Annotated in this window: 16 protein-coding genes; 5 read left to right on the top strand and 11 right to left on the bottom strand. The window is 40.4% G+C overall.

Annotated features, from left to right (window positions below; genetic code table 11):
- Nucleotides 1–199: 199 nt before the first annotated feature.
- A complete protein-coding gene (locus DFQ12_RS08730; RefSeq protein ID WP_120258548.1) occupies nucleotides 200–1,183 on the top strand; it encodes an aldo/keto reductase in 984 nt (327 codons plus the stop codon).
- Between the two features lie 197 nt (nucleotides 1,184–1,380).
- Here the strand turns inward: DFQ12_RS08730 and DFQ12_RS08735 are convergent, their stop codons facing one another.
- Genes DFQ12_RS08735 through DFQ12_RS08745 form a run of 3 tightly spaced genes read right to left on the bottom strand, consistent with a single transcriptional unit; the run spans nucleotide 1,381 to nucleotide 3,877 of the window.
- A complete protein-coding gene (locus DFQ12_RS08735; RefSeq protein ID WP_120258549.1) occupies nucleotides 1,381–2,364 on the bottom strand; it encodes a Gfo/Idh/MocA family protein in 984 nt (327 codons plus the stop codon).
- Nucleotides 2,365–2,404: 40 nt separating this feature from the next.
- On the bottom strand, nucleotides 2,405–2,887 hold the full coding sequence (locus DFQ12_RS08740) for a YdeI/OmpD-associated family protein (RefSeq protein ID WP_120258550.1): 483 nt from the start codon (nucleotides 2,885–2,887) through the stop codon (nucleotides 2,405–2,407).
- Between the two features lie 30 nt (nucleotides 2,888–2,917).
- Complete coding sequence (locus tag DFQ12_RS08745; RefSeq protein WP_147420399.1) at nucleotides 2,918–3,877, bottom strand: aldo/keto reductase; 960 nt, start codon at nucleotides 3,875–3,877, stop codon at nucleotides 2,918–2,920.
- A gap of 235 nt (nucleotides 3,878–4,112) precedes the next feature.
- On the opposite strand from DFQ12_RS08745, the gene DFQ12_RS08750 reads away from it, so the two are divergent.
- The 3 genes from DFQ12_RS08750 (at nucleotide 4,113) to DFQ12_RS08760 (ending at nucleotide 8,519) form a co-directional block, all read left to right on the top strand.
- On the top strand, nucleotides 4,113–5,153 hold the full coding sequence (locus DFQ12_RS08750; RefSeq protein ID WP_120258552.1) for a sensor histidine kinase: 1,041 nt from the start codon (nucleotides 4,113–4,115) through the stop codon (nucleotides 5,151–5,153).
- A complete protein-coding gene (locus DFQ12_RS08755) occupies nucleotides 5,143–5,868 on the top strand; it encodes a LytR/AlgR family response regulator transcription factor (RefSeq protein WP_120258553.1) in 726 nt (241 codons plus the stop codon). The genes DFQ12_RS08750 and DFQ12_RS08755 overlap by 11 nt, the downstream gene beginning before the upstream one ends.
- 125 nt (nucleotides 5,869–5,993) lie before the next feature.
- Nucleotides 5,994–8,519, top strand: a complete 2,526-nt coding sequence (locus DFQ12_RS08760; protein WP_120258554.1) for a TonB-dependent receptor — start codon at nucleotides 5,994–5,996, stop codon at nucleotides 8,517–8,519.
- 91 nt (nucleotides 8,520–8,610) lie between these two features.
- On the opposite strand, the gene DFQ12_RS08765 is transcribed toward DFQ12_RS08760, so the two are convergent.
- The 3 genes from DFQ12_RS08765 to DFQ12_RS08775 all read right to left on the bottom strand — a co-directional run bounded on the left by DFQ12_RS08765 (nucleotide 8,611) and on the right by DFQ12_RS08775 (nucleotide 10,493).
- The gene (locus tag DFQ12_RS08765; protein ID WP_120258555.1) at nucleotides 8,611–9,321 is read right to left on the bottom strand and encodes an HAD hydrolase-like protein; all 711 of its coding nucleotides are present in this window, start codon (nucleotides 9,319–9,321) and stop codon (nucleotides 8,611–8,613) included.
- A gap of 101 nt (nucleotides 9,322–9,422) precedes the next feature.
- Complete coding sequence (locus tag DFQ12_RS08770; protein WP_120258556.1) at nucleotides 9,423–9,872, bottom strand: DoxX family protein; 450 nt, start codon at nucleotides 9,870–9,872, stop codon at nucleotides 9,423–9,425.
- Nucleotides 9,873–9,926: 54 nt separating this feature from the next.
- Nucleotides 9,927–10,493, bottom strand: coding sequence for a Crp/Fnr family transcriptional regulator (locus DFQ12_RS08775; RefSeq protein ID WP_120258557.1), 567 nt, complete (start codon nucleotides 10,491–10,493; stop codon nucleotides 9,927–9,929).
- A 169-nt stretch (nucleotides 10,494–10,662) separates the two neighbouring features.
- On the opposite strand from DFQ12_RS08775, the gene DFQ12_RS08780 reads away from it, so the two are divergent.
- Entirely contained in the window at nucleotides 10,663–11,502 is an 840-nt protein-coding gene (locus tag DFQ12_RS08780) for a helix-turn-helix domain-containing protein (protein WP_120258558.1), read from the top strand.
- Between the two features lie 84 nt (nucleotides 11,503–11,586).
- Here DFQ12_RS08780 and DFQ12_RS08785 read toward each other — a convergent pair whose 3' ends face one another.
- The 5 genes from DFQ12_RS08785 to DFQ12_RS08805 all read right to left on the bottom strand — a co-directional run bounded on the left by DFQ12_RS08785 (nucleotide 11,587) and on the right by DFQ12_RS08805 (nucleotide 22,007).
- Entirely contained in the window at nucleotides 11,587–13,173 is a 1,587-nt protein-coding gene (locus DFQ12_RS08785; protein WP_208642474.1) for a glycoside hydrolase family 16 protein, read from the bottom strand.
- A 274-nt stretch (nucleotides 13,174–13,447) separates the two neighbouring features.
- Complete coding sequence (locus DFQ12_RS08790) at nucleotides 13,448–15,439, bottom strand: hypothetical protein (protein WP_120258559.1); 1,992 nt, start codon at nucleotides 15,437–15,439, stop codon at nucleotides 13,448–13,450.
- Between the two features lie 7 nt (nucleotides 15,440–15,446).
- Complete coding sequence (locus tag DFQ12_RS08795) at nucleotides 15,447–16,970, bottom strand: hypothetical protein (RefSeq protein WP_120258560.1); 1,524 nt, start codon at nucleotides 16,968–16,970, stop codon at nucleotides 15,447–15,449.
- 60 nt (nucleotides 16,971–17,030) lie between these two features.
- Nucleotides 17,031–18,659, bottom strand: coding sequence for a RagB/SusD family nutrient uptake outer membrane protein (locus DFQ12_RS08800; RefSeq protein WP_120258561.1), 1,629 nt, complete (start codon nucleotides 18,657–18,659; stop codon nucleotides 17,031–17,033).
- Between the two features lie 12 nt (nucleotides 18,660–18,671).
- Nucleotides 18,672–22,007 carry a SusC/RagA family TonB-linked outer membrane protein gene (locus DFQ12_RS08805; RefSeq protein WP_120258562.1) on the bottom strand — a complete coding sequence of 1,112 codons (3,336 nt, stop codon included), beginning with the start codon at nucleotides 22,005–22,007 and terminating at the stop codon, nucleotides 18,672–18,674.
- Nucleotides 22,008–22,036 lie beyond the last annotated feature (29 nt).

The following is a 22,036-nucleotide window of genomic DNA, read 5'->3' on the forward strand; positions in this document are numbered from 1 at the left end:
GAAATAAAATTCAACCTGTGAAAAAGGAATACAAACTATAATTAAAATTATACATAAATACAATTTAACTTATTTTAATGATAGAAAATACTATTCTACCTTTGTTGCATCACAAACTAAAATAATAATATTGAGTAATTCACTCCTTTTTGATTTGATGAAAATATTCAGAGGGTAACAAAGGTTAAAATAACAAAATATGGAATACAGAAAATTAGGAAAAACAGATTTAGAACTTTCAGCAATTACCTATGGTGCTTTCGCCATTGGTGGAAATATGTGGGGTGGTAATGAGAAAAAAGACTCTATTGAATCGGTACGAGCTTCTATTGATCATGGTGTTACTACGCTAGATACAGCTCCTTTCTATGGCTTCGGTTTAAGTGAGGAAATGATAGGCGAAGCAATAAAGGGTTACGATAGGTCTACAATTCAGTTGTTGACCAAATTTGGTTTGGTATGGGACGGAAGTAATCAGGGTAAAGGTGAATTTTTCTTTGATGCGGAGGAAGATGGCAAAACTATCCCCGTTTACAAGTATGCCTCCAAAGCTAGTGTGATTAAAGAAGTCGAAGACAGCCTAAGACGCCTGCAAACGGACTATATAGACCTATTGCAAATCCATTGGCCAGACAATACCACAGCCATTGCTGAAACAATGGAAGCCCTAGATCTGCTTTTACAGCAGGGAAAAATTCGTGCAGCGGGTGTAAGCAACTATAGTGTTGAACAAGTTTCGGAAGCTCAGAATTCGATCCAAATCGCTAGCAATCAGGTCGGATACAGCATGTTAAACCGGGGGATTGAACAAGATCTTATACCTTATGCACTTCAGCACGATTTAGGTATTATTGTCTATAGCCCTATGGAACGTGGTCTGCTTACAGGCAAATACTTTAATGAAGGTAAATTGAAAGAAAATGATCACCGCAACGGCTACTTTCAGCAATTTGATCTCAAAAAGGTAAAAACTTTCTTAGATACCATTGGTCCGGTGGCAGCTGACAAAGGCATCAGTCTTTCACAACTTGTGTTACGCTGGACCAGTCTGCAGCCGGCAATCACTGTTGTATTGGCAGGTGCCAGAAATGCTGAACAGGCTATTGCAAATGCAGAAGCCACAGCAATCGATCTCACTGGAGATGAACTATCATTTATCGATACAGCCTTGTCTAAGATTTAAAATTTAGCCATCTAAAAAGAACTCTTATGACAGTGCGCCACTCCAGGATTGTTCTGTTATAAGAGTTAAAAATTCAATGTTGTAACTGTCCTTTGGCTAAATACTGACCACCATTAGGCTTCATTTTTGCCCCACCATAGCATAGGAATCGACACTTAATAAGCATTGAAATCTATCGCTAGCCTACCACCAATCACTTATTTTATTTCAGCAAAACAATCAATGATTTTCATAAGAATCAGCGCTTCCTCCATTGGAGCCGGGTTTGGCCCTTTACCCTCAAAAAAGGCAACTGTACTCGCGATCATTGGATATTGTATATGCTCAGGATGCTCAAATACGAATTCTTTTTCTCCCTGATCAGATCTTAATAAGATGGAATTGCCAAATATCGAAAAGGTGATTTTTCCCTGGCTACCTACAATTTCACAGCAATCTATGTTATCTTCTGATCGGACATTAAAACACCAGCTCCCGTTAAAGATGATCTGATTCTCAAACAATATGGTACCAGTTGTTTGATCAGCAACGGCGCTTGCCGCATCCTGAATTTGGCTAAATCCATTATAAGAAATAGGTATACCAAAGAAATACAGCATTAGATCCAATTGATGTGGTGCAAGATCAAAAAAATATCCACCACCCGATATCGCTGGGTCTGTACGCCAGTCTGCAGCACCTTTAGTCACCAATTCCGGTGTCCGGCTCTGCCATAATCGAAGTTGAACGGTTCGGATAGTCCCTATCTGTCCTGCCTTTAGCAATTCTTTTACTTTGAGAAACAAGGGTAATTGTCTTCGGTAATGCGCAACGACGAGCTTGCCACTTGTTTTTTTAACAGCCTCTAACAGCAATGTGGCTTCATCCGCATTTAATGTAACAGGTTTCTCCACATAAACATTCTTTCCGGCTTCTAGCGCCTTCAATGCATAGTCATAATGCGAAGATGGTGGAGTCGCAATATAAATAGCATTCAATGCCGGATTGTCCAACAAGTCCTCGACCTTCGAATACCAATTGGCAACTTGGTGTCTCCGAGCATAATCGGCTGCTTTTGTAGCGTCTCTACGCATGACAGCAAGTAATTGACTATCTTTAACCTTATTGAATGCCGGTCCGCTCTTTTTCTCTGTCACATCACCGCAGCCAATGATCCCCCATCTTACCTTTGTATTTTCCATTCTATTTTTTATGATCTAATCTTCCAATAAATCCTTTTTATCAGGGTTTTTCGCGCCCAATAAATCGATTGTTACCAAGCAAAAATCCGATTGCTTTTTCAATATTTTTACGCCGGCTGTCGTCGGTCTTTAAAAAAGAAATATAACGGATAATCTCTTTTCTTTTTGATGGTGCTAAACGGTCAAAGACAGTTTTGGCTGCTTCATTTTCTGCCAATGCCTGCTCAAGTTCGGGGTGCGGAACCAAGCTTCGGTCCGTCGGATCAAAAACAACGGATAATTCCAAGATTTCACCAATCCGTTTAGGTGAATTTGGCAAGATCTCCGTATTGATATACAATCGCCACGCTCCCTGATAACGCAACAAAGTCTGTTTGTAATCTTTCCCATTTACCGTTCCTTTAATAGGTATATATCCCTTGTTGACCCCAGCTTCTTCAAAGAGTAGATGCAATACATCATCGGGAACAAAAACAAAGGGATTGATTCCTATTAGTTCTAGTTTGGCTTTAAAGACCGACATAGGCGTTGAAATTTACCATCCAGCAAAAAATTAAGTTGTAGCAAGAATATGTGAGATCTGATCGAGTTCCACAGTACTAAAGCTCAAATTGTCGAGCGATTTTAACGAATCAGTCAACTGTTCACTGTTTCGTGCTCCGACCAAAACCGAAGTCAGGCGTTCGTCTTTCAATAACCATGCAATTGCCATTTGAGCCAGCGATTGTCCGCGCTGCAATGCAATTTCGTTCAAAGCAGACAATTTTGTTATCAATTCGGGTGTAATTGCAGTACTCTTTAAAAAATGTTCTTTTGAGGCCCGAGACTCGGTTGGAATATTACCTTTTAAATATTTATTGGTCAGTAATCCCTGTGCCAAGGGAGAGAAAGCAATCATACCCACCCCCTCTTCATTCAACACGTCCAACAGCCCATCCTCTGGGTTACGCACCAACATCGAGTACTTCGGTTGATGGATCAGACAAGGGCATCTAAGATCCTGTAATATAGCAATTGCCTTCTTTGCTAAATCCGCAGGGTAGTTTGATAAACCGACATAGAGGGCTTTCCCCTGTCGTACAATATCACTCAATGCGCCCATCGTTTCTTCTAGTGGTGTCTGTGGGTCAGGTCTATGATGATAGAAAATATCAATATAGTCAAGTTTTAGACGTTTTAAGCTCTGATGAAGGCTGGCCATCAAATATTTACGGCTTCCCCAATCGCCATACGGTCCATCCCACATGGTGTATCCCGCTTTGGTCGACAGCAAAAGTTCGTCCCGATGTCCAACAAAATCTGAGCTCAGTATAGCGCCAAAATTTTGCTCCGCGCTACCGGGAGGTGGGCCATAATTATTGGCGAGGTCAAAATGTGTGATACCATTGTCAAAAGCCGTACGTAGGGTCTGCCTAAACACTTCTTTCTGATCAATATCACCAAAATTTTGCCACAGACCAAGGGAAATTGCTGGAAGCTGGATCCCACTTTTCCCACATCGCCTGTAAGGCATTATCGTATATCGGTTTGGATTGAATGTCACGTTATCAAGTTTATGTATGCAAAATACAAAACTATTTTGAAGAGTCTATGCAAGTGCAACAGTCAATCTAATCGAAATATTTCGATACGCAACAATTTGAATTAAAATTTATACCAGTCCACTCAACAGATACCATACTAGTATCACAAATATTTTTATATTTTTGACTATAGTCCAATAATAGCACAACTTTAAGAACGTCCCCATGATCAGTAGATTCTTTAGAAAATTCTATTTACATATTGCGATATGGATCATTCTGCTCTTACTGCCTTTTATTACTTATCTCTATCAACCTGATAAAATCGCAGATTTTAAAATCTATTCGGCACTATCCCATCTGGCTAATATCATCTTTCTGGCAGGCAATTTTTATCTGCATTGTTACGTTGTCGCACCACGGTATTTCTTTGGCCGTCGAAAGATTTTTGTCCTCTTCATCGCGTTGGGGTTTGTCGCCTATGTCCTGCTCAATTATGCGATCGTCTATTTCAATCCCAATGGAGAATTAGCTCATTTTAAAAAGGAGAATATACTATTTGTACGACTCGTTGTAGGCCCAGGGATTATCTACTCACTCTGCATGATCACTTCATCCATGATCTTTCTTTATAATGAACAGGCCAGACAAAAGGAACTTAATAAGCAAATTGCATTAGAAAAGACAACTGCCGAACTAACTATTTTGAAACTTCAGATCAGTCCACATTTTTTATTTAATACGCTCAACAATATCCGTTGGCTGATCCGCAAACAGTCACCCGACTCCGAGGGGACAATAGTCAAGCTCTCCGAAATGCTGCGCTACATCCTTTATGAAGTGGATGGGCCAAAGGTTGAACTTTTCAAAGAAATTGATCATATGCACAATTTCATTGCTTTACAGACATTAAGGCTTCCCATTGCGGGTGAAGTTGATCTAAAAATAGAAAGCAGCCTCAAGAATAGAATGATCCCACCACTATTATTTATTCATTTTGTAGAAAATGCTTTCAAATACGGAGTAGACAGTAAAAATAGCCCTTACATACAGTTTCAATTCGTAGATATTCCGGGTGGGCTTATTTTTAAATCAGTCAATAAAATATTACAATATACCGAGCACCGGCCAAATGAAGGGATCGGATTGACAAATGTGAAACGACGATTACAGTTGCTTTATCCCAACCGCCATGACCTCAAGATCGAAAGGACAGCAGACGACTATTTTGAAGTTGCACTCAGATTAATGACAGATGAAGATTAAATGTATACTCATTGACGACGAACCATTCGCGCTTAATTTGCTGGAGGACGATCTGTTGAGTTTTGACCAAATTGAAATTCTACAGAAATTTCATGCCCCTGTAGACGTTGTTGACTACCTGAAAAACCATTCGGTCGATCTCATTTTTCTGGACATCCAGATGCCTGAACAACTAGGAACACAATTTGTCAGGGACCTCGAAGATCCACCGTTAATCATATTCACAACAGCCTATCATCAATATGCTGTTGAGGGATTTGAACTAAATGCGGTAGATTATCTTTTGAAGCCTATTTCAAAAGAACGGCTCACGGCTGCGATTCGAAAAGTAGCAGATATTATGACACTACGCAACAAACAGGTTGTTGAAAAAGACCATATTGTCGTGCATGTGGAATATAAAAAAACCAAGATCTTTCTCCAGGAAATCAGTTATATCGAAGGTTTAAAAGATTATGTAAAAATCTATTTGGTTGACCGGCCGGTTCCACTGCTAACCCGGAGCAATTTACGTGGTATGGAAAAATTGTTACCAACAGGCAACTTCCTCCGAATACACAATTCCTTTATCGTCAACAAAAATAGGATCAAACATTGCACAGTTGCAAAACTTGCATTACCTGAAGTGGAACTGCCGATTGGCAAAAAATATGTCAAAAATATGGAGCAGTTTCAGACAAAAGGGCCAGCGAGCAAAGATAACAGCATTCGATAACGGCCATTCGTCTACACATTAGGCCCGTCGCTCTACAGATGATTGTGTAGAATAAAAATCATTTACAAATTTGCTTGGGGTCAATTTGTCCAACACCGGCTATTGATCCGTATAGCAAAGAAAAAATGAAAAAAATTATAGCAGCACTCTTATTGGCAACCGCTGTTGCCTCATTACATGCCCAAACAGCTCCCAGTGGCCGTCCCAGCAATTTCGCTGTCGCTGAAGGCAAACTTTCCGGTCAACTGATAGACCTTCAGGGCAAACCAATCGCACAGGCTTCTGTCAATCTACTGCGGGTGATCCATGATCAATCTACAGGCAAAGAGCGAGAAATCTTATTCAAAAGCACGAGTTCGCTTGAAAATGGAAAATTTAGTTTTACGGCACTATCCACCAAAGACAAATGGAAGTTAAAAATAAGCTCAGTAGGTTACACTGCTAAAGATATTGCGATCGAGTATGGATCTGATAGCAAAGTTTTAGATAAAGATCTTGGTGCTATCACATTGGAAAATGATAATCGAAAGCTAGACGAGGTAACAGTCACTGGTCGTAAAGCTTTACTTGAAATGGATATCGACAAAAAAGTATACAATGTAGAAAAGAATATTGTAGCAGCGGGTGGTACTGCCATCGATGTTATGCGCAATATGCCTTCTGTGCAAGTTGATATTGATGGGAATGTCAAGCTCCGGAATGCTGCACCAACTATTTTTGTAGATGGCAAACCGACAACACTAACGCCAGACCAAATACCTGCTGACGTGATCGAAAAGATTGAAATCATCACCAACCCTTCTGCTAAATACGATGCTTCGGGGAGTATGGCCGGAATTTTAAATATTATTCTGAAAAAGAATAAAAAAACAGGTTACAATGGTATGGTTACCCTTGGAGCTGATCGCTTTGGCGGAACCAATTTTATGGGAAGTCTCAATTTGCGTCAAAACAAATTCAATATATCCCTTACGGGAATGAATATGCGTATGCGGACGAATACCGAAGGTGATAGCTATCGGGAAAGCACAATTGATGGCGTCAAATCTACGGTTAACCAGGATATCGAAGGTAAAACCAAGGGAATGATCAGCTTTGGAAGACTCGGGTTAGACTATGACCTTAGTCCGCGCACTACCGTATCTGTTGCTGGAATCTTTGTCGAAGGTAAATTTCGCCCCAATGAAAACACGATGATAACGACGGAAACGCAAGGCAATAGCAATAGAATCTCAGAGTCCGAACGTAGTTTCAAACCTAGGGGTTTACAGGCAGGCCTTGTTCAGAAATTCAAAACCGAAGGTGAAGAATTGACCGCCGACTTCAATTATTTCGGTGGAACAAACAAATCTAATGGCACTTACACCACCAATTATTTAGATAACAGTGGAATCATTGGTTCACAGATCCAAAAGAACGTTGGATCTGGCGACAATAAATTTATGACTGTACAGGCAGATTATGTTAAACCATTCAAAAATGGGATGAAACTTGAAACAGGAGTTCGCGCGCAAATCAACAAGCTCAAAAACCTGAATAGCAACAGCCTTAAAGCCCGCAATGAAGATGAGTATAAAGATATCAGTGCTGCCTCAGCCAATTACGACAATAAGAATACAGTCTATGCGGCTTATGCTTCACTTGGTGGCAACCTTAAAGATTGGGTATCTTATAAAGTCGGTTTACGTGTCGAGAATTCCACCTATGACGGTGAACTAATCAATACAAACCAAAAATTCCACAATAAATACCCGCTTAGTCTCTTCCCCTCCCTATTCCTGAGTAAGAAACTGACGGAGAAAGATCAGCTACAGATGAGTGTCACGCGTCGTGTCAATCGTCCTAACTTCTTTCAGTTAATTCCATTTGTTGATTATACTGATAGCTTAAATATTACACGTGGTAATCCGGACCTCGTCCCGGAGTTTACAACGTCAGGCGAATTGTCTTATAGCCGAACACATGGTAAAGGGACCTTCCTGGCTTCATTTTATTACAAATATACCACGAACCTGATCACCCGATACCTGACACAGGAGCTCAATCCCATTACGGACAAAATGGATTTCATCAACACCTATATTAATGCGAATTCCAGCAAAAACTATGGTGCAGAGTTCACCTACACCAATAATTTAAAAACATGGTGGGATCTGACAGCAGACCTCAATTTCTACAATTCAAAAATTGAAATCGATGACAAGACTCCATCGGAAGGTATGTGGACCGTATTTGGAAAATTGAATAATACGTTCAATTTGAAAAAGAATTGGAACCTTCAGCTCGCATTTGAATATCAAGGAAAAACAAATATGCCGGTCACACAAAATCAAACCTTTGGCCCACCGATGAATCAGGCTCAAAGTTCCTCTCAGGGGTACATTAAGCCTTTTTATGGGATCGATTTTGCCATCAAGAAGAGTTTCTTGAAAAATCAGGCTGCTTCCGTGACATTGGCGGTAAACGATATCTTTAGAACCCGCGGAAATACCATAATCTCTTCGGGTGATGGTTTCTACCAAGAGTATTATCGTCTCTCCAATCCGCAGCTTGTCAAATTGAACCTATCTTATCGTTTTGGCAAAATGGACATGAACATGTTCAAGAAAAACAAAAACCAAAATTCCATGGAAGGCATGCAGATGCAATAGACACTTGCATTTAGCTTGACATATTAAAGCAAAAAGAGACCGATTGAATGGTCTCTTTCTGCTTTATTCATTTTATCTTATCTTCATTTCATTAAACCAGCTGACTTGGGATATTGTATTTTTCTATAATGGGTACAATTTCCAGTAGATCATCAATCACGTAATCCGGATTAGCTGATTTTAGCTGGTCAGCATGATGGGCTCCTGTCGTAATGCCAATACTTAAAGCACAACCAGCATTCTGACCTTCCTTTATATCAATAATTGAGTCCCCTATTTTCACTACGCCTTTGGGATCTGTTATTGCAAAATTTGCTCTTGCAAGATCGATCATATCCGGGTATGGTCTATTTTTAGGCACATCGGATGCCGTAATCAATGCATCAATATCTTGACCTACAACCCAATTAAGCTTTTTCAAAAGGGATTCCGCTGTTTTGCGATCATATCCCGTATTTAATACCCGAAGTATATTCATATCTTTCAAAATCGCAAAAAGTTCATTGGCATTTGAATTCGGATAAATGTCTGCTGCTTCATAGGCATTTTCAAGTGCTTGCAAAAATGATTGGAACATCTGCTCAGCCAATTGATCGTCAACTATATTGAGGCAATTTTTTAGTACAGTCTTAATGGCCTGCAACTTTTCTTTGCCAGCTCCGTGCTCCAACACTTCTGTCAATGTCAGTTGATAACCACCAATGTGATTTATCACCTGTTGAAGTGTCTTATAAACTATATTATCCTCATTTACAGTAGTACCTGCCATATCAAATACTACCATCTTGATCGCTTCTCTCATCTATTCACTATTAAATGTTTAGCAAAAATAAAATATTGTTAAATAAAACTAAACTTTTCAATATTAACTTATTGCTATCTTTAAGTTAAGAGGAGCGTAAATTAACGTAGCACAAAATAATAAGTCCAGCCGATCAGCAACAGTTGAAATGGAATTCTAAACCACAGATATCCTGGACCTTTTCCATCAAAAGTCGCAGTTTCATAGTTCAGGTGCCTCATACTCGCATATATATTTGTCGGTAATATCAATATAAAAAAGACAATTAAAAGCATCCCTGTGAGACGGCTTAATGCTGGTATAAATAAACCGAAGGCCGCCATGACCTCCAATAATCCGGTCATATAAATCATTTCCTTTTTTAATGGGATAAAATCAGGAAGCATCAACAGCATGCCTTTTGTGTAGATGAGGTGTCCAAGGGAGGTAAACAATAATGTGGCCGCAAGGGCTATTTTTCCAGCCAAATGGTAATCCATATCGCCCTTATACTGTCGTATAACTAAATTGCTGATGAGAAATACTGTAAGTAAAACAAAAAGTGGTTTCATAATCTTTTTTATTCAAAGTTATGGGCCTTTCTATTCCCTATCAATGAACAATTGTTAAGAAATTTCCTTCCGGATTCTGCTTAGCGATTGTGGTCTAATCCCAATATAAGATGCTAAGTATTTAAGGGGGATATTTTTAATTAACTCAGGCTGTTCCCGCATTAGATTGACATACCTCGTTTTGGCTGAATCTTCGAGTAAGGTAAATTCACGTTTCATTTTCTTCAAAAAGATATCTTCGATAGCCTTTCGTCCGATAAAATTCCCCACCTGTGTCGTTTTATACACGATATTCAGATCATCATAAGATATCCGCCATAAGACACAATCTGTAATCGCTTCAAGATTATAGGACGATGCAGTTTGGGTCAGGAATGAATCATAGGCACTCACAAAGGAGTTTTCAAAGGCAAAACCAAATGTAAAATCGTAATCCAATTTTGGAATATTGAACCGGACAATCCCTTTTTCAATAAAAGATAGATAGCGCTCGGTTTTACCCATTTCCAGAATCAGTGATCTTTTCGGAAAAACTGCCTTGGTAAGCATTGACGAAAAAATATCCCAGTCCTCCGCCTCCATCGCAATGAGCGAGTCAAAATAATTCTTGATTTTATCCATGCTATCCAAATTTTAAAACAAGATAAAAACTTCTGGTCAATACGTATCTCAAAAACACCTTTTTCTGATACAGAAAATAGAAAGAGCAGGATAAAACGTGACTATTCAATTTTATCATTCATTTTTTTTATATACTTGGATAACACATAACCCTATTTAACCTAAAAAAATGTTTGAAACAGGTATCGTCAAAAAAAGTGGAGATCTAAAAAAAGATCATGAGACGCTCTATACCGAATGGCAGGGACGGCTCCATAGAACAAGAAATTTTCAGAACGATGAATTTATTATCACTCTGTCTGAATCAAAAAGAGGTGCCCACCATATTGATTTGGAAAAACACATCATGCGGGGATATCAGCTACATATTGTTTTTCCGGGACAACGAAGCCATTTCAGTATTTTGGATTATACATTTACCTATCAACTTCGGATTGCCAAAATAAATTTTGAAAAGGTTTGTACTGCACTACGTTTTAGCCTTCATTTATACAGAATACACCCCGTACAGAATCTTACGCAATCGGAATTTGAGAAACTCCGCGATGAGTTAAGGAATATCGGAGATGAATTGCATATGGATCGACCTCTCCTTGAAATCATTTGTTCACGGGCGCGTGTCACCTTACAGGAAATCAGTAGGATTTTAGAGAAGCGTATCAGTGATATTAATTTATTTAGAATACCATCTGTTTTATTTGAATTTTTGCAGCTTGTAAAGCTCCATTACAACAAAGAGCACAACGTCACATTCTATGCAAAAAAATTAAATGTAAGCTCAGACTACCTCGCGATACTGACACGGAACCATCTCAATATAACACCAAAAAAAGTAATTAAAGGGGAGATATTAACCGAATCCAAGCGCCTATTGAGTCTCGTACCCATTACAATCAAAGTTGTCATGTATCAACTTGGATTTGAAGATCAGGCCGTCTTTACTCAATTTTTTAAGAGCTCAACAGGTATGTCACCAACTGAGTTCCAAAAGAGTACAATAACCTTTTAACAAAAACAGGCTCCATGTGTTGATTTTTATTCAACTACATGGAGCCATATTTCCATTATTATGGTAGGATTAGTTTCAGTTATTTTATTTCTTCTTTACCATGATATTATCTAAATATATGGTCTCCTTACCAGTGTTCGTAAAAGCTATTCGCACTATTTTTTTATTTGGTTTGATTTCCTGACCAGTCACAAAATTAATTTCGTACTTTTTACCTTTCTTACCCAACTCCAGTGTCTGTTGGCTTAGATTCGACAGCTCTCCGGTCACAACCTTCACATCGTCTACTGCTACGGCTATACTGCCACCTCTGCCCCAATACCTAAGATTAAATTGTTGCTCCGGGTCCAAATAAATGTATTGTTCTATCTTTTTCCCTTGAGCAAGTACAAGAGCCTTACTCCCCTTTTCACCTAAGCCCTCTTCAATCGTACCCTCTCCTTCCCAGGGTTTAAGACCAGCTTTTCCCTCTAAATCCGGATTAGGAAGCTCATTTCCATCACGCAAGGGCCAGTTATAGGCACGGATGTAATCGACCTCCATATTCACCCCACCTTCGGAACCGTATGCGCCCAAAAACACATTCATAAAATGGTTGGGTGAGTAGATTTGATTCTTATTGTTGTATTCTTTAATTAAATCACCATTGATATAATGCTTAATACTCGTTGGAGTCCACAACACACCATGGGTAACCCACTGGCCTACATGCTCATAGCCTTCGGCAATATGTGTGGCAAGATTACGTTGAAATACCCCTTTCGCATCGACATGTCCGTGGATGACAAATTGAGCCGTAATATATTCAAACACATCTATTTCAAACAATTGGCCTTTTGGACGTATTCCTCTTATTCCGTCAACCTCGCCCCCCTCTTGAAGATAGTAACGAATATCTGGTCCTGGTGAATCAAACCAAAATGCAGTATTTGTTCCTTTCGGGTTACCTTGACGATTGCGGCGTACTTTTACCTCAAAATAACCACCTTTACTGTTGTCCAACAGGTTTTCATTCGTTTTCCAGTCATAGGTCTGAATGGACGAAATCTTTTGGTTTCCACCTTCTGTAAAGATTCGCTTTGGGATGGTATCGTTCACATAGAGGTTAATTGCGGATCCGTCAAGCGTATAGGCCGGCTGGGGTAATTGATCCTGCAACATTTCCCGCTTTGATTTTTCATTTAGATAATTCAATGAGGAGAAATAATTGGTGGTCCATTTATTTCGGTTTAAAAGTTGATCATTAAACTCGTCCTGCCAAAAAATTTCCATACCGACAGGAACAACAGCTGAACTTGGATTTCTTTTCTCTTCCTCGAGCTCGGCGTCATCCAAAGTCCAACTTTTAGAGGTATAGGACTTCCCTTGCGCCAAAGGCCTGCCAGCCGCAGATTCGACCCAAACATAATAAGTTGTCTCAGGATCAACCTGCTGGATATAATAGCGTTTGGTACCCTCTGCCAGTACCGCATTGGCAACAGCAGGCTTCCTATGCGTCTTTGACCAGAACAGCTTGGCTCCCGAAAGATCGTTCTTTCCATCTTTCATATCAAGTCGTATCCAACTTCTTGTTCCCAACAATCGCAATGGAGCATCGGATTTGGTCGTTTGCGCTGACAATAATAGAACTGACAACATTTGAGCTGCCGCCAGTGATATATATTTTTTCACTTTATCTTATTTAAGTACTCATTTACTTTAGCAATACGATAATAACGAGAATTATTAGCATTGACAACTCCGATCCACACGCAACCGTTTGTTTAATTTAGCAACACAAAGACGTAAATTCCATAGTCCTTTTCTACAAAAATATCAATGGCTCGTTATCCGCGGAGTACATGAAACTAGACGGACATGGAAAGATATACAAGATTCCGGCCCATTATAAGGGCATGTAATTAAAAGTAAATCGCTACAGGACGACCTGTAGCGATTTATTCGCTTAGTTTAAGGTGATACTGATAGCTTGGTTCTTTAAAATTATTTTTTGAATTATCGTTCCATCTTGTTGTTTCACAACAAGGAACTCTTGTTTGCCTCTCCGAACTACTTCAAGATCAAACACACGGTCAAAGGCTCTTATGCGCCTAAGTCGCATATACTTCCATTCCTTTGGTAGACTGGGATTTATGCTAAACTTACGAAACCCTGTGGGTACAATATGAAATAAGCCCTCTGTTATGACACGACAATAAAGGGCACTTTCGGCACTTAAATGCCTTTGTCCACCTTCAGGCCAAGCCTCAACTGGATAAGGGACGTGATCGCCCAAAAGGCGCATCGAAGAGTAATATTTAAAATAGGGAAGCGCTCTTTCCGTCGCACCCGTCATAAAAAATCCCTTAAAGGCATACAATGTTGCTCTATCCCAGAATACCTTATCTCCGGATTGTGTCAGGATACCATTATTGGTCCAAAGATATTTTGACAACAATGCGTCGATTGTTCCCGCGCTTCGCTCGGTAATGCCCATCGTCATGGGCAAACATATCCAAGCCCTTAAGATGCTATTTCCATCATAATAACGATACGTGGAGTATCCTTGCACATCTGTTCCAAAGTACCTAACAATCGCGCTCCGAAGTTCTCCAGCACGCTGTAGGTATAGTTTTGAAAGATCATCCTTACCCAACTCACGGGCTAGATCCGCAGCACTTCGATAAGCACCATAAGCAATACTATTCGTCGACAGATTAATCTTTCCTGCGGGAGCTCTGCCTTCCAATTCGTCACTGTCTGAGCGGTATACGCCCTCATCTGTCTTCTGTCGCTCAAGATACTCAAAACACCAATGAATCAATGGCCAAAGCTCGGTAGCGATATCTTTCTTACCTAATGCCAAGGCATAACGCGATGCCCCGTAGGCAATCATCGCCATATCCCCCCTATCTTTTGCTCCATTCCAATAACTGTCACCTTCAGCAACTATTGAACTGGGAATCGGTTTATAATCTGAGTTCATAAAACGGGCAAAATGACGGAAGGAATTAATAGCACTTTCATTGCCGTTGCGATTGCCTAAAAATGGGAAGAAAGGATTGGCATATTCAGCCTGATCATTTGCCCATATCGCGGCATAGTAGCTTAGGCCCCCAGGACCATGCATTAATCCGCCCTTTGTATCATAGATACTTTCTGTTGCACGAATCTTCGCAAAGGCAAATGCTGTATTGATCGTATCATTGGGTGTTTCCAGAATAAGATCCCCGGCTAAGCCTTTCACAAAATCCTCCCTTTTCCCTAATTCATAGGAAGGCGAATACTGATAAGCTGGTTCGGTGATTTTCTTCCCCTCATACACAATATTGAATTGATAAGACTGCAGTGGTTCAAGTTTGGGGACGAGGCTGTCTCTTAGTAAAGCCTGCACGACATATTGCCCATATACACTTTTTTCAGGGTCGGAATAGAATTTTGAATACTTGTTAATCAGATCAATCTGCAAGGGTTTACTCCCCGTATTAACCAACTTAACCTGTTCAATCAAAACAGGCTTATCAACTGCGGGAAATAAGGTCCGCTGTATCTCCAGCGGAGAGTTCGTTTTTGAATAAACACTTAATTTTCCATCGAGCCCAAAGCTCAGCGGATACTCATCGACCCCTACACCATCTACTTTTATCAATAAAGACTTATTATCTTGAAAGGGTACGGTCAGGCTTGCATGTGTATTGTTGGGAATTGTTCGCAACATGGGAAATACGATCTTTTTGTCCAATAAGAGGCGACCGTTGCGAACACCATAGTAAACGACAGCAGCGGTTTGTAAACCTGCCATTTCAATATGGTCCTCGTGATTCTCTCCCGCTCTAACCTTCCATTCAATCTTATTCCCTTTCAATAACGTCCATTTTTTTGAATTTTGAGCGAACGATAAACTCCCCTGCAGTAGACTAATGGCAACAAGACTCCAATAATATAATTTAGTTTTCATGATTTATCTATAATTGAGTCGTTACACGATATTGCTTATCTCCGGTGATCTTCACATCGATATAACTGTAGGTAATGCCATTTTTTTCGCCAATGCTACTTTTAATCTTTTTACCATTACAGTAGAGATAAAGATGACTTCCCGGAAAACCAGCCTGCCAATACTGTACCGCTTCTCCTCCTGTATAAGACAAGATCGTTTCCGATATAGCACGCTGCTCCACCGTGTACAGTACCTGACCAATCTTGACATTCGACACTTTCACTCGGCCAAGTTCTTTTGGAAGATGGGGGCAGGTTTCTATAGCGTTACCTTTTTCCCCGGGATTAACGCCCATCATATCCTGTACAACATTACTGATCAGCACAAAAGAAACCTCTGGGTAATCGCCATTGTTACCAGTCAATGTTGCCATGGCATGCACTGTATTAATTTTTGAAATAATGTATTTCAACCATTTCCAGCCACGCTCATTCTGCCCATATTTAAAAAATAACTCCGGCACATAGGTAATTGCTTCTATATTTTCGGGCAATCCTTCTTTGGAGCCAAGCTGTTCATCGATATAATTCAAATACTTCAGATGTCTGTCCGATCGTGGGTCTGTAATTTCTTTCAAGGGAAGAAACCAAGAGTTCTCTTTTCCCCAACCAGCAACAGGGAGGTTATTCTTATCGTAGCCCCGGTTATACAGTTCTTTATTATCGACTATCCCCCATTCCTTGTTAAAATAGTTCCGCAATGCACTAGCCTTTTCGTTATAGATCCTGGCCTGGGCGTTCTCGCCACTTAACTCTGACAGCTTAGCGAAAGCCATATAAGCCTGATATTGACTACCAATACCATCGCCTGCTTCGATCAAAGTCTGGTCACGATGTTCATTATAGGTGGCGGTACCTTTGAAGATATTGCCCGAGCCATCACTCTCGGCAACACCGTTCGGGTTTTTAAGATCATGCGCTAGCACGAAGTCACTGACAGCTTTGGCATTGAATTGTCTTAATGCGGAGTCAGTCAGATAACGTTGATCTTTGGTCCAGTCATAGAGCTGAGCATTCTTTTCAACGAGTTCAAAAACAGCTGGAATTTCACGCACAAAGTTATCGTCATTTTTATAATCTAAGGTGTAAGGTGTCCCATCAAAATTAATAGCCCATAAAGGGAACCATTTTCGGCTAGGGGTAGCACTCGCGGCAAAAGCACGGAGCATAGTGAAATTTTCAGCTTCCAGTCCTAATAAATGAGCTCCAATCGCTTGATGACAAAAATCACGTGAATAGAACGCAGTACGCAAAGGATAGCCTGCCCAGTAGCTAGGTAAATAAGAAACGGTTGCTGACTCTTGGTTTTTCTGATGGATATTGACTGGGCCTCTTTTTCCTGTAACAACAAAAGACCGCGCTTTCCGCTTTGCCCACACAAAGATTTCGTTTAGCTCTTTATGATCTGTATCAATGGAAATATCATTTTTTTGCGCGAATAAACTTACAAAAAATAGTGTCTGCAGTGCGAGTAATAAGATCGCTTTCATAAGGATTAGCTTTTAATGAACCCAGGATCTGTACATGACAGACCCTGGGCGGTAGGTTGATTAGTCGTAACTTGGATTCTGTTTCAACAGTGCATTTCGTTGAATCTCACTTCGCGGAATCGGAAGCAGATAATGCTGTGGAAAGAACTTCCGCTCCTGCAACACCTCGATTTTATAACTTTTCTTTTTCGTTTGGTCATCCCGCACAATCGTGATTTTCCGTGCTGGTTTGTTTTCGGTCTGTTCAGCGATTTTCCAACGTCTTACATCAAAAAAACGATGATCTTCAAAAGCAAGTTCTATGCGGCGTTCCTGTTCTATTTTCCCCAAAAGTGCTGCCCCGGTGCTTGTAATAGCAGGAAGTATACCAGCCTTCCCTCCACGTGCCCGCTCTCTAATCTTATTGATGTAAGTACGGGCGGCCTCCTCGTTCCCCAACTGATATTGGCTTTCCGCATAATTTAGATAAATCTCACCCAAACGCATGTAAATCCAAGGTTGTGCGCTTTTATCGTTCCAAGGATTGCGCAAACTTTCGTCCATAAACTTGCGGATCGTGTAATGGGTCTTCGAAGCATTCCAATCATCAATACCGAATTCGCTGTCTTTACCACTATTGGCTCTGTTTCCGGTAGAAGATACATAGAACTCAATCTCTCTTCCTCTAAATTGCTGACCATCGCAGACAACAGAAGCATAGAATCGAGGCTCACGCCCTTCCCAGGGTTTACCATCCTGGTACTGTTGTGCTGAAGGCATTGAACCGTCCTCCATCTCATAAGCATCCACCATGTCTTGGAGTACACAGGTTCTTGACCAGCCTGTAAAACCGTTCGGAGAATCAGTCCAGTCGAAGGAGTGCCCAAATTCCGTATTGAACTGCTTCATGAAAATAATCTCTTTACTCTTATTGCTCGTAAAAAGCTGTTTGTAATTCGGATCGAGCTGGTATTGATTGAGATCCAGCACAGCCTTCGCTGCATCCGCAGCTTTTTGCCATTTGGACTTATCATTAGATGGGTTCCAGTAAGCGCTAGCGGCATATAATGTTACCCGTGACTTCAGTGCCAATGCAGCTCCCTTAGTCGCGCGACCAAAATCCTTTCCCTCATAACTGAGGGGAAGGAAGTTTGCTGCTTTATCTAATTCTTTTACAATAAAATCGATACATTCGTCATAGGTATTCCGGGGCACCATCATATCACTGTTCAGATCGAAGGTTTTTGTAATCAGAGGGACACCGCCAAATCGTGCAACGAGATCCGCATAAAAAAATGCTCTCAGAAAAGTCATCTCCCCAATCAACCGGTCTACCTTCGCTTTGTCTGCTTTGAGCTGAGCAATATTATCAAAGAAAATATTACAGTTCTTGATTCCTTCATAATACGCGTTCCAGGTCGAGTAGTCACCAAATTGATCTGCTGTTACCTCGCCCCGATTATATAAGTAAGGATTACCCGAGTTGAAGTTGTGATATGCCTCATCGGAAATGTAGCGTAAACCGAAATTTCCAAACCCATCCCGTAGTTCCGTATATCGCTTGTTCACATAAGCTTCCGTTAAACTGACATCCGAAAATATAGCCTCTCCGGTAAAAGAGTCTAAAGGCTTGACATCTAGATAATCAGTGCATGATGTAAAACAAGCTGTAAAAAAAATTGCTATATATAGTTTTATCTTTGTTTTCATGTAATCTATCAATTAAAAACTTAAATTCATCCCCACACTATAAATCCGTTGCTGTGGATAATACATACCACCAGCTTGTGTCCCTTCAGGATCCTGGATTTTGATCTGATCGATGGAAAAGAGATTGAAACCGCTGATAAAGACACGCAGATTTTTCATCTTGATCCTTTCGAGCATGGCTGGTGATAGGGAGTAAGCCAGTTCTACATTTTTCAGTCTTAAGAAGGAGGCATTTTTCAACCAGAATGTCGAGTTCATGGAATTAAACGTGTCATCGCGATCAAAAGCTCTGGGATATAGCGCATTCGGTGTTTCTGCTTCTGAGGTCCATCTGTTTTCAAAATATGTGACATCTCTATTGTAACTTCCCGGTTTGATAATCTGTTTCGCACGGCCCTGCCCCGACCATAGGATATTCAAATCGAAATTTTTCCATTTCGCCCCCATCGTAATGCCGTAGGTAATTTCGGGTATTGGACTTTCGTAAATCCGGACCATATCATTACTTGTAATTTTTTTATCATCGTCAACATCAATATACTTGATATCACCGGGTTTGGTATTCAGTAAATGTGGAGAAGCATCTATTTCAGCCTGATTCTGGTAGATACCATCGGTTTTGTACACCAACCAAGAGTCTATGCTGTGGTTTGTTCTACGCTGCCATTCCGGCGTATTTTGTGCCTCATCAAAGAAATGAATCTTATTGCGTACAAAAGTGAAATTTCCGCCGATAGAATAACTAAAATCATCAGCCTTATTACGATATAGAAGGCTACTCTCGATACCTCTGTTTGAAATCTCGCCGATATTCTGATCGGGCAAAGTCAATCCTGTATATTTAGGTACAGAGGCCTGCTTTGGTGTTAAAATATCAGTCCGCATCGAATAGAAATACTGTAGGTCAAAAGTTAACGTGTTTTTAAAGAAAACAGACTCAAAACCTATATTTTTCGTATCCACTTTTTCCCAGGTAATATTAGGGTTGGCCAATCTTCCTACCGTAAAACCTTTCCCTCTCTTAGGGTCAACACCAAACATTGCTCCATCCCCGAGTACATAGGTACTGATATACTGAAAAGGACTTACGCGATCATTTCCCAATTTACCCCAAGAAGCTTTAATCTTCAATTCATTGATGAACGGAACATTTTCTTTAAAAAAATCTTCCTGGGAGATACGCCAACCTGCTGAGACACCGGGAAACCAACCCCAACGGGCATTGCTGCTGAAGTTTTGCGAACCATCTCTCCTCAATGTGAAGTCGGCGAGATACTTATCTTTAAATCCATAACTTACCCGGCCAAAGTAATTCTGGCGTGCCGAGATTGTTGCTTTCCCATCGTTATTTTTTTGATTGTCACTTCCTGCGAAAAGATAATCTACAGCATCACTTAAGAAATCACGGCGATAAGCTGAAAACCAATCTCCTCTGTTCTTACTTTGCTCATAAGCAAGAAAGGCATTAATACTATGTGCATCAAATTTTTTATCATAGCCAATTTTAAAATTCCAGGTTTCGATGCGATCGTTATCATTTCTTTCGGAAAGGTTTATATTAACATCACCTGTTGTTTCCCGAATATTGTCATATTCTTTGGTTGCTGGATTATAACGATAGGCATCCCACATATTGTTGAGCTTCTTTTCATGCCGATATCTCGAATCAAATGCGGCATATCCTGAAAAACTCAATCCATCCAACAACCAAGGAGTTTTGAGGTCGAAGCCAGCTTTTGTATTTATAAAATTATCTTTTATATGCTGATAACCTGTTTTTCCTGCAGCGAGGATTGTCAGGTTATTACCCCAGGAAAGTCCCGGGCCTGGTAATCCGTTGGGATAGTAATCTGGTAAGAACGGATAAGCATGGAACGCTTCCCAAAAGAAGGTCCCCATATCATAATTGGAATTGTTTCGATTTTCCTGTCTTGTAGCGACTTCAATCAATACCGACAGATCTTTGGTGATCTTTGCATCGAGGTTGGAGCGGAACTGCACAGTTCTGAAATTCAGGTCAGTATTTTTGAAACCCGGTTTTTGATATAGGTATCCACCCGAGACATAGTAGCGTACTTTTTCATCACCACCGCGCAACGAAAGCGAATGCTGTGTTTGCGGAGCTGATTTAAATACTGCTTTCATCCAGTCTGTATTTGCATATAGCAGCGGATCGATACTTCCATCCAAATACTTTCCTTTTATATCCTTATACTTTTCAACTCGACCAAAATGAGCGTTGATTTCATCATCATAGACCATAAACTGGTAAGAATCCATCAACTTAGGTGTACGTGTATGCTCGGAGAGTCCATAACTTCCATCGTAAGAAATTGTTGGTTTATCACCATTTCCACGTTTGGTCGTGACCAAAATCACACCATTTGCGGCCTGTGCACCATAGATTGCAGCGGAAGCATCCTTTAATACGGAAATAGTTTCGATATCGCTCGGATTCAATCGCTCGATGCCACCACGGTTGGCAACCCCATCAATCACATACAATGGACTATTGTCTCCCAAGGAACCTTTACCGCGAATAAATATTTCAGAATTATCGCTCCCGGGCTGACCTGAACGATTGTTGGCCACCACACCCGGCATTCTCCCGGCAAGGGAATTGGACAAGTTAGGTGCTGGCGACCGTTGCAACTCGCTCCCCGAAACCTGACTGACCGAACCCGTCAATGTTGCTTTCTTCTGGGTTCCGTATCCAATGACAACAACTTCTTCCAATTGGGCGAGATCTTCCTGTAACACCACTGACATCCCTTGTCGTTGATAAGGAAGCTCCTGCGTGAGATAACCCAGATAGGAAAACAACAGTATGTTGTTTTCGTTCTCGACCACAAGTGAGAATTGTCCATCACTATTGGACTGTGTCATCTTGTCTGTTCCTTTTACTTTCACAGATACCCCCGCCAATGGTTTTCCATGGCTATCTTTGATTGTACCCGATGCTATTTTATCCTGCGATCTGGTCATCGAACGGATGATAATACGATTTTCACTTACTATATCCATCTCCAAAGATTCCTTCGCTAAGATTGGTAACAATAGATCAGTCCATTTTTTATTACGTACATCAACACGCTTTACTTTAATATCATAAATACTATTATCGTTATAGATGAAATTAATCTTGGTTTGCTCTTCGATTGAAGTTAAGAGATTTTTGAGCCGAACCTCTTCAAATCGTAAAGAAACCGTTTTCTGCGCTTTAGATTCTTTCGCTAGACCAGTTGCAACACATGCGAATAAGAAAATGATTAAAAATTTGGCCATTAACAACCATTTTAGGTAATACGAGATAGGCACATGATAAAGTACATGTGATTTTTTTTTCATAATTTTGGTATTTAATAATAATCGATTGG

The sequence above is a fragment of the Sphingobacterium detergens genome, assembly GCF_003610355.1.
Classification (GTDB): Bacteria; Bacteroidota; Bacteroidia; order Sphingobacteriales; family Sphingobacteriaceae; genus Sphingobacterium; species Sphingobacterium detergens.

What these genes read in the sequence shown, in the direction of transcription:
- DFQ12_RS08790 (WP_120258559.1), bottom strand. Translation starts at nt 15,439, where the DNA reads ATGAAAACTAAATTATATTATTGGAGTCTTGTTGCCATTAGTCTACTG.
- DFQ12_RS08735 (WP_120258549.1), bottom strand. Translation starts at nt 2,364, where the DNA reads ATGGAAAATACAAAGGTAAGATGGGGGATCATTGGCTGCGGTGATGTG.
- DFQ12_RS08760 (WP_120258554.1), top strand. Translation starts at nt 5,994, where the DNA reads ATGAAAAAAATTATAGCAGCACTCTTATTGGCAACCGCTGTTGCCTCA.
- DFQ12_RS08800 (WP_120258561.1), bottom strand. Translation starts at nt 18,659, where the DNA reads ATGAAAACAAAGATAAAACTATATATAGCAATTTTTTTTACAGCTTGT.
- DFQ12_RS08765 (WP_120258555.1), bottom strand. Translation starts at nt 9,321, where the DNA reads ATGAGAGAAGCGATCAAGATGGTAGTATTTGATATGGCAGGTACTACT.
- DFQ12_RS08770 (WP_120258556.1), bottom strand. Translation starts at nt 9,872, where the DNA reads ATGAAACCACTTTTTGTTTTACTTACAGTATTTCTCATCAGCAATTTA.
- DFQ12_RS08755 (WP_120258553.1), top strand. Translation starts at nt 5,143, where the DNA reads ATGAAGATTAAATGTATACTCATTGACGACGAACCATTCGCGCTTAAT.
- DFQ12_RS08740 (WP_120258550.1), bottom strand. Translation starts at nt 2,887, where the DNA reads ATGTCGGTCTTTAAAGCCAAACTAGAACTAATAGGAATCAATCCCTTT.
- DFQ12_RS08795 (WP_120258560.1), bottom strand. Translation starts at nt 16,970, where the DNA reads ATGAAAGCGATCTTATTACTCGCACTGCAGACACTATTTTTTGTAAGT.
- DFQ12_RS08745 (WP_147420399.1), bottom strand. Translation starts at nt 3,877, where the DNA reads ATGCCTTACAGGCGATGTGGGAAAAGTGGGATCCAGCTTCCAGCAATT.
- DFQ12_RS08780 (WP_120258558.1), top strand. Translation starts at nt 10,663, where the DNA reads ATGTTTGAAACAGGTATCGTCAAAAAAAGTGGAGATCTAAAAAAAGAT.
- DFQ12_RS08750 (WP_120258552.1), top strand. Translation starts at nt 4,113, where the DNA reads ATGATCAGTAGATTCTTTAGAAAATTCTATTTACATATTGCGATATGG.
- DFQ12_RS08730 (WP_120258548.1), top strand. Translation starts at nt 200, where the DNA reads ATGGAATACAGAAAATTAGGAAAAACAGATTTAGAACTTTCAGCAATT.
- DFQ12_RS08805 (WP_120258562.1), bottom strand. Translation starts at nt 22,007, where the DNA reads ATGAAAAAAAAATCACATGTACTTTATCATGTGCCTATCTCGTATTAC.
- DFQ12_RS08775 (WP_120258557.1), bottom strand. Translation starts at nt 10,493, where the DNA reads ATGGATAAAATCAAGAATTATTTTGACTCGCTCATTGCGATGGAGGCG.